A 5,330-nucleotide genomic window follows, 5' to 3' on the forward strand; every position below is an offset into this window, starting at 1 on the left:
AAGTGTCACCCCGGCTCCATAGTCTCTGACTGGGGAATTTCCGGAACGTTCCCGGCGGCTTTCGCCGGGTTTTCGATCAGGAGGGTTTTCATGACCGCAGCGGAGACCGGGGAATCCACGGACGAGGTCGGGGCGGTCGTGGCGCCGGCCGGTCACCAGACCGTCCTCGCGCCGGAGAAGATCCTGCACTCCGGGAACTCCGGAATGATCGTCGAGCGCACCGCCCAGGTCCGCAGCGAATTCCACTCGGAATCCAGGGAGTTCGCCCGGGAACTCGCCGAATACATCAACACCTCCCAGGAGGGCGTGGCGAGCGTCTTCGTCTACGAGGAGACCTTCGGCACCAAGGACCTGGTGCACTGGCTGATCCACCTGAAGTCCATGGACGCCTACGAGACGCTGGTCCGGATGGGCAGCCGGGACGAGGACTACCGCGGTCTGTTCGGCAAGGCCCGCATCGACGAGAGCAAGGGCGGCGGCGGCTGGGCCCGGATGTTCGTCGACGGAACCTTGCGGGAGTCGGTGCTGCTGCCCCAGTTCTGGGGCATGTACGGAACCGCCGTGGACGGCACCCTGGAACGGCAGAGCGCGGTGTTCCAGCAGGCCGGCACCGCGGTCTCGCTCCCGCCGGCCCGGCACCAGACCTCGCAGCCCGACGACCTGCTCCTGCACACCGCGAACGCGGGCATCGTGATCCACCGCACCGCCCAGATCATCTACGACTTCCGCTCCGAGGCCCGCCAGTTCGCCCGCGAGGCCGCCGAGGCGATCAACGACAACCTGGCGGGCGAGGCCACCGTGCTCCTCTACGAGGACGCCTTCGGCCCGATGGACCGCATCCACTGGTTGATCCACATGCGCTCGCTGGGCACCTACCAGCGGCTGCTCCAGCTGCACGTCCAGGACGAGAGCGTCCGCGACATCTTCTTCCGGGAGCGGGCGCCGGAGAAGGGCGCCGGCGGCACCTGGGCGCGGATGTTCGTCCAGGGCTCCTTCCAGGACGTCGCCCTGACACCACACCACTGGGGTCTGTACGCCACGCACCTGCCCCCGGCGCGCTGAACCCACTCACCCCCGGACCAGGAGGTGTCGGCCATGAGCGGCCGAAGTCTGCACGAGATCTTTCACGACAGGGCCCGCGAGGCGCCCGGGCGGATCGCCGTCACGGCGGCGGGCGAAGAGCTGACCTACGGCGAACTCGACGCCCGCGCCGAGGCGCTGGCCGTCCGGCTCACGGCCGGAGGAGTGCGCCCCGGCGTGCTCGTCGGGCTCAGCGCCCACCGCGGCACCGAGCTCGTGGTCGGCCTGCTCGGCATCCTCAAGGCCGGCGGCGCCTACGTACCGCTCGACCCCGACTATCCGGCGCCCCGGCTGCTCCACCTGCTCGAGGACACCGGGGTACGGATCGTGGTGGCCACCGCCGAGGCCGCGAAGGCGCTCCCCGACGCGCTGGCCGCCGAGGTCGTGCCGGTCACCGCCGGTACGCCGATCACGCCCGCGGGCACCGGACCCGGTGGCACCGGACCGGGCGGGACCGCCGACAGCGGCCGCGCGGCCGTCTCCGGCAGCGACCTCGCCTACGTGATCCACACCTCGGGCTCGACCGGACTGCCCAAGGGCGTCCTGGTCGAACACCGGCAGGTGGTGCGGCTGTTCAGCGCCACCCGGGACTGGTTCGGCTTCGGCCCGGACGACGTCTGGACCCTGTTCCACTCCGTCAGTTTCGACTTCTCCGTCTGGGAGATCTGGGGCGCCCTGCTGCACGGCGGCCGCCTGGTCGTCGTCGACAAGGACCTCACCCGCAGACCCGCCGACCTGCACGCACTGCTGCGCGCCGAGCGGGTCACGGTGCTCAACCAGACGCCCTCCGCCTTCCGCCAGCTCGCCGCCGCCGACGCGGACCACGACGGACCGGACGGTCTCGCCCTGCGCCTGGTGGTGTTCGGCGGCGAACGCCTCGACGTGCGCGATCTCGCCGGCTGGCTGGAGCGGCACGGGGACCGGCGGCCGCGGCTGGTGAACATGTACGGCATCACCGAGACATGCGTGCACGCCAGTTACCGGCCGATCACCGCCGCGGACCTGGACACACCCGAGCACAGTCCGATCGGAGTCCCGCTGCCCGACATGGACTTCGTCCTGGTCGGCGCGGACGGCGCGGCCGTGCCCGACGGCACCCCCGGCGAACTGCTGGTCTCCGGCGCCGGGGTGGCCCGCGGCTACCTCGACCGCCCGGAGCTGACCGCCGAGCGCTTCACCTCCGAGTCCTTCGGCGGCGGCCCCGTCACCCGCTACTACCGATCGGGCGACCGCGCGGTCCGCACCGCGGACGGCGACCTGCACTACCTCGGCCGCCTCGACGACCAGCTCAAGGTGCGCGGATTCCGGATCGAGCCGCGCGAGGTCGAGCACTTCCTGACCGGCCACCCGAGGGTCCGCTCCGCCGTGGTCGTCGCCCACGACTACGACGGCGACCTCCGCCTCGCCGCCTTCGTCGTACCCGAGAGCGGGCCGGAGGCCGGCCCGCGGACCGGGCCGGGCTCCGACCCGGTCCCGCCGACCGGGCCCGACTCCGACCCGGCCGCCCTGCCCGCCGTCCTCGCCGCCTACGCCGCCGCGGGCCTGCCCGCCCATCTGCGGCCCTCGGTCCACCGGGTGGTCGACTCCGTGCCGCTCACCCCGCAGGGCAAGACCGACCGGGAGGCCCTGCGCCGGCTCCTGGACGAGGAACCGCCCCCGGCGCCCCCGGCGCACGACCCACAGGCCGCCGCCACCGCGGTCACCGCCGTCACCGCCATCGTCCACGAGGTCCTGCGCGGCCCGCGGCCGCCGGCGGCCCACGTCGACCTCTTCGACACCGGCGCCACCTCGCTCGCGTTCGTCCGGATCATCGCGCAGGTCAACCAGCGCTTCGGGCTGCGTCTGACGGGCGCAGAGCTCGGCGGCGAGGCGACCGTCGCCCGGCTGGCCGCCTGCGTGGAGGAGCGGACGGGACGGCACCCCGGGCAGGACGGCGCCGCACACGACCACCAGGTGAAGGAGCAGTCATGACCCAGGCCGGAGCGGGCGGTGCGTTCGCACTGTCCGAGAAGGAGCTGGAGAGCTTCCGTACCAACGGATTCTTCGGCCCGTTCAAGGTGTACGAGCCCGAGGAGATGACCGCCGAGTGGCGGCGCGAGCGGCTGAGCCTGATGGACCGCTCGATGGCGGTCTACGGCGACGAGGCCGCCTCCTCGGGCAACACCAACATCTCCAACTACGACCGCCACCTCGACTCGGACTTCCTGGCCGACCACATCGGCCGGGCGCCGATCGTGGACCGCGTGGTCGGCGCCCTCGGCCCGGACGTCCTGTGCTGGCGCACCGAGTTCTTCCCCAAGTACCCCGGCGACGAGGGCACCGACTGGCACCAGGCGGACACCTTCGCCAACGCCTCCGGCGAGCCGCAGATCCTGTGGCCCGACGAGTTCAAGGAGTTCGGCGGGACCATCACCGTCTGGACCGCCTTCACCGAGGCCACCGTCGACAACGGCTGCCTGCAGTTCATCCCCGGCTCCCACCAGCAGATGAACTACGACGAGACCAAGAAGATGCACTACGACCCGGACCGGATCAACCAGGAGAGCAAGGGCGGCACCCGGCGCGGCTTCTTCGGCTACGACTACCGCGAGCTGCAGAAGGACGAGAACTTCGTCCCCGACGAGAGCAAGGCCGTCTCGATGGTGATGAAGCCCGGTGAGGCCATCATGTTCTGGTCCACCCTGATGCACGCCTCGCACCCCAACGACGGCCCCGAGCAGCAGATGCGCATGGGTTTCGCCTCCCGCTACGTGCCCACGTCGGTCCGGATCTACCCGGACACCGAGGACATCGAGGAGTACGGCGGGCGGGTCTCCCTGGAGCGCTACGGCGCCGTCCTGGTCGCCGGGCAGGACCGCTACGGACACAACAGGCTCGTGGACCGCACCACCCGGGGCCATGTCTTCCGGGCCGACTGACGGCGCCGCCGGGGCGGGCCGCCGGCCCGCCCCGGCCACCGCGATCGCCGGGCTCGCCCGGGCGGTGCTCTCCCTCGGGCCGCTGCTCGCCGTGCTGCCGCCCGTCACGGTCCCCGCCGGACGCCGTGCGGGGGCCGTCCGCCCCCTGCTGGAGGCGGTCACCGGGCGGCTGGGCTCCCCGGCCATCGCGGTGGCCGCCGCACCGGGGCGGCCGGACCCCTTCACCCGGGTGGTGGCGGAGCGGCTGGACCTGGACCGGCTCCCCTACGACGAGGACGGCCGGGTGCCGGGCACCGACCGGATCGCCGATGTCGCCGCCGTCGTCGACGACGTCGCGGCCGCGGACTTCGGAAGGTTCTGCGCCCGGCTGGACACCAAGGCACCGGACGGCACACCGCTGCGCGTGCACACCGCGGGGCGGTCCGCGCGGCAGGCGGTGGTACTGGCCCTCGCCCCCGGCATGCCGGCCCGGCTGGCCGAGCGGTGGATCCGCGAACTCGCCCGCACGCACTACGTGGTGACCTGGGAGAGCCGGGGCCTGTTCGCGGACCCGCACGCACCGGACCCGGCCGGCTACGGAGTGAGCGCCCAGGCCGAGGACCTGCTGGCCGCGATGGACCGGGCCGGCGCCGCCCGGGCGCACGTGGTGGGCCTGTGCGGCGGAGCCGTGCCGGCCGTCGCCGCCGCCCGCCTCCACCCGGACCGGATCACCTCGCTCAGCCTGTGGCACGGCGACGTCGACCTCGGCCCGGACAGCCCCAAGACCGACCACCAGCGCAATCTCCAGGCGCTCCTCGCGATGGCCTGCTCCGATCCGGGGCTGGCCGCCACGATCCACGAGACGCTTCTCCGGTCGATGGGGGACAACGTCCCCGCCGACCTCGCCCACCTGGTGCTCTACCCCTACGCCACGGTCGAACTGTTCCGCCGCTACGCGGAGTTGAACACGGCCGTCATGGGGGAGGACCTCCGCCCCCGCCTCGCCGGACTGAACGTGCCGGCCCTCGTCGTGACCAGCGCGGACGACGACACCGCCCACCCGGGCGGTTCCGCTCGGGTGGCGGCCGCGCTGCCGGGCTCGGTGAGCCTGGTCCGCCCGCACGGCGACCACATCTCGGTGTTCCGGGGCGAACCCGAGCTGTTCGAGGCCCTGGCCGCGTTCCTCGCCGAGCATCCGGTCTGAACTCCCGACACCTCGGCCCGCGCACCCGCCGGAGCCCGCCCCGGCCACCCGGCCGGGGCGCCCCGCGCCCGCCGGCCCGGTCCTGCCGCACCACCGGCCCCACCGAGCCGCGCACCGCACAGCCCCGCCCCGCCGCGAAGGAGGAACCC

General features: G+C 73.0%; 4 protein-coding genes. All 4 read left to right on the forward strand.

The features are described from left to right. The first annotated feature begins 90 nt into the window (after positions 1 to 90). From AC07FY_RS05875 to AC07FY_RS05890, 4 genes are read left to right on the forward strand one after another with little or no spacing between them, the layout of a single operon-like run. Positions 91 to 1,062, forward strand: coding sequence for a DUF6039 family protein (locus AC07FY_RS05875; RefSeq protein ID WP_479000965.1), 972 nt, complete (start codon positions 91 to 93; stop codon positions 1,060 to 1,062). A 33-nt stretch (positions 1,063 to 1,095) separates the two neighbouring features. Further along, positions 1,096 to 3,051, forward strand: a complete 1,956-nt coding sequence (locus tag AC07FY_RS05880; RefSeq protein ID WP_479000968.1) for an amino acid adenylation domain-containing protein — start codon at positions 1,096 to 1,098, stop codon at positions 3,049 to 3,051. Beyond that, on the forward strand, positions 3,048 to 3,998 hold the full coding sequence (locus tag AC07FY_RS05885) for a chlorinating enzyme (protein WP_479000971.1): 951 nt from the start codon (positions 3,048 to 3,050) through the stop codon (positions 3,996 to 3,998). Before AC07FY_RS05880 ends, AC07FY_RS05885 begins: the two co-directional genes overlap by 4 nt. After that, on the forward strand, positions 3,979 to 5,181 hold the full coding sequence (locus AC07FY_RS05890; RefSeq protein WP_479000973.1) for an alpha/beta fold hydrolase: 1,203 nt from the start codon (positions 3,979 to 3,981) through the stop codon (positions 5,179 to 5,181). Before AC07FY_RS05885 ends, AC07FY_RS05890 begins: the two co-directional genes overlap by 20 nt. Positions 5,182 to 5,330 lie beyond the last annotated feature (149 nt).

The organism is Streptomyces sp. NPDC045967 (assembly GCF_056430495.1).